The organism is Coleofasciculus sp., assembly GCF_046539235.1.
Taxonomy (GTDB): domain Bacteria; phylum Cyanobacteriota; class Cyanobacteriia; order Cyanobacteriales; family Coleofasciculaceae; genus Coleofasciculus.
Genome location: NZ_JBKHHI010000594.1, coordinates 1 through 2,918 on the forward strand (window position 1 = coordinate 1; position 2,918 = coordinate 2,918).

At 44.6% G+C, this 2,918-nt stretch carries 3 protein-coding genes; 2 read left to right on the forward strand and 1 reads right to left on the reverse strand.

All coding sequences use genetic code 11. The features are described from left to right. The first annotated feature begins 33 nt into the window (after positions 1-33). Together gmd and fcl are read left to right on the forward strand one after the other, a co-directional pair. Entirely contained in the window at positions 34-1,122 is a 1,089-nt protein-coding gene (gmd, locus tag ACLFWI_RS29005; protein WP_446415812.1) for a GDP-mannose 4,6-dehydratase, read from the forward strand. Between the two features lie 131 nt (positions 1,123-1,253). Continuing rightward, positions 1,254-2,198 (forward strand): GDP-L-fucose synthase, encoded by a 945-nt coding sequence (gene fcl / locus ACLFWI_RS29010; RefSeq protein ID WP_446415813.1) that lies wholly within the window; start codon positions 1,254-1,256, stop codon positions 2,196-2,198. Positions 2,199-2,261: 63 nt separating this feature from the next. Here the strand turns inward: fcl and ACLFWI_RS29015 are convergent, their stop codons facing one another. Further along, positions 2,262-2,519: a hypothetical protein gene (locus ACLFWI_RS29015; RefSeq protein ID WP_446415814.1), complete on the reverse strand. Its 258-nt coding sequence runs from the start codon at positions 2,517-2,519 to the stop codon at positions 2,262-2,264. Between the last annotated feature and the right edge of the window lie 399 nt (positions 2,520-2,918).

Below are 2,918 nucleotides of genomic sequence, written 5' to 3' on the forward strand. Positions count from 1 at the left end.
TGTTGCCCATACGCATCACAGGACGATTCAAGGATGACGCAACCCAAACGAGCGCTGATTACAGGTATAACTGGTCAAGACGGTTCCTACTTAAGTGAGTTATTATTGGAGAAAGGCTACGAAGTTCACGGAATTGTCCGGCGGACTTCCACCTTTAACACCGATCGCATCGACCATATCTACGTTGATCCTCATAATCAAGTTGCCCGATTATTTCTGCACTACGGCGACTTGACCGATGGCGTTACCTTGCGCCGCATTCTCGAAGAGGTTAGACCCAAAGAAATTTACAATTTGGGCGCTCAATCTCACGTTCGCGTCAGTTTTGACTGTCCCGAATATACGGTGGATGCGGTAGGAATGGGAACCCTGCGCCTGTTGGAAGCGATTCGGGATTATCGAAATCGCACAGGTATTGATGTGCGCTTCTATCAGGCGGGTTCGTCGGAAATGTTTGGTAAAGTCCAGGAAGTTCCCCAAAAGGAAACCACTCCATTTTATCCCCGTAGTCCTTATGCTTGTGCTAAGGTGTATGCCCATTGGCAAACGGTGAATTATCGCGAGTCTTACGAGATATTTGCCTGCAATGGTATCTTGTTTAACCATGAATCGCCGCGTCGGGGAGAAACCTTTGTCACCCGTAAGATTACTCGTGCGATCGCCCGGATTCTCTGTGGACAGCAGAAAAAGCTCTATCTGGGCAATCTAGACGCCAAGCGAGACTGGGGCTATGCTAAAGACTATGTTCAAGCCATGTGGCTGATGCTGCAACAAGACGAACCCGACGATTACGTCGTCGCCACAGGTGAAACTCACTCAATTCGCGAATTTTTGGATATTGCCTTTAACTGTGTCGGTAAGAATTGGCAAGATTATGTAGAGTTTGATCCACGTTATCTACGTCCTGCGGAAGTGGAATTACTCATTGGTGATCCGACAAAAGCTAAGCAAAAGCTAAATTGGCAACCGTCTTTATCGTTTGAACAGTTAGTCGCCCTGATGGTAGAAGCTGATTTGCGAACCTTCGGCGAGTCATCATTGAATGGTGAAGGTCCCCAACTGTTTGACAAACACAAAGAAAATACTTACGAACATTCCGCTGCTCACGCACCTGTTGATTGATCCCACGTCAAAAGTATGCATTCCTAAGGGCGGACGCGAGTTACTCAGAGAAGACGGTAACCAATACTATATCAATATTATCCGCCCTGTAATTATAGATTGTTCAGTGTTTTCAACTATCTAATATGACCATGAACAAGGACTCAAAAATTTATGTAGCCGGTCATCGTGGCTTAGTGGGTAGCGCCATTGTTAGACGTTTACGCGATGACGGTTATACTAATCTTATCCTCAAAACCAGCCAAGAGGTGGATTTAAGACGCCAGCAAGCCGTAGAAGATTTATTTGCCGCTGAACGCCCAGAATACGTGTTTATCGCAGCGGCAAAAGTGGGGGGAATTAATGCTAACAACACCTACCGGGCTGAGTTTCTCTATGACAACTTAATGATTGAGTCAAATATTATTCATAGCGCCTATTTGTCTGGCGTAGAAAAGTTGTTATTTCTCGGCTCATCCTGTATCTATCCCAAATTATGTCCCCAGCCGATGCAGGAAGAACATCTGCTCACGGGGTATCTAGAACCGACAAATGAACCTTATGCGATCGCCAAAATTGCCGGACTCAAACTTTGCGAAAATTATTGTCGGCAATATGGGGTGAATTTCATCTCCGCTATGCCCACGAATCTCTATGGTCCAAATGATAATTTCGATTTAGCCAATTCTCACGTTCTCCCCGCCCTGTTGCGAAAAACCCATGAAGCTAAAATTAACAATGCTGAGGCTGTAGAAATTTGGGGAACGGGTTCGCCGCTGCGGGAGTTTTTATACGTGGATGACTTAGCTGATGCCTTAATTTTCCTGATCAATCACTATGACGATATCCAGTTCGTGAATGTGGGGACAGGAGAAGAGGTTTCGATTAAAGACTTGGCGCTGTTAATTAAAGCGGTGGTTGGCTATGAGGGTGAGTTGAAATTCGATTCATCTAAACCCGATGGCACACCACGTAAACTCTTAGATACCTCGAAAATTAATGCCGCTGGTTGGCAGCCCAAAACTTCGTTAAAGAAAGGTTTAGAATTGACCTATCAATGGTTTGTCGAGAACTATGACAGGATTAAAGGAAAATAGTCTGGCTGATGAACTTTAATTGTCTGTTCTCTGACAAATGACAACGGATTCATAATCAGGCGTCTAAATAAGGTGTGCCAAAATCTCTCTATACTCCTTTTCGTTCAGAGGAGTTAACTGCTTCTTTTCCACCCAAAACAGACAGTAATCACAGTAACCATTTTCCGGTTTGAGAACTTCTGCTTTGACCATATCATGTTCTCTCTGTGGACTGCCATCAGCATTTTTGAGCGCCGTATATTCTGGGTTAATTTCGTGAATCAATAAGAACTCCTTAAGACGATCAATACTGCCCCGATATCGAGCGATTGTTCCTGGCACTATCTCGGAACTTGTTTGCTGTCTTATTTTTAAGCCCTTTCTGGAAACGGCGTTGAACATTAATCCTCCTTGACAACAATGTGACTAACTGGCAAGTTAAATAATCTTGACTTAATTAAATCCTGAACAAATCTAGGCGAACTCAAGATAGACTTCCGCAAAATCACGGTTGTGTCTAGTGGAACACATTGGAGAAAATAGAATCAGTCTTTCCTGATTATCACCTTGCGTCCCCATCCCTCATCTCGCCCTCGCTCAAGTCCCTGGAAACTGGGTAAACTGACCCGAATCTGGCGCTTTGTCGCATCCCACATCAATCCACGCCGACGACTTCCCACACAATTGGGGTTAACAACTGTATCCTAATCCCTCAGCACATCTACTCATATCTACCAATTA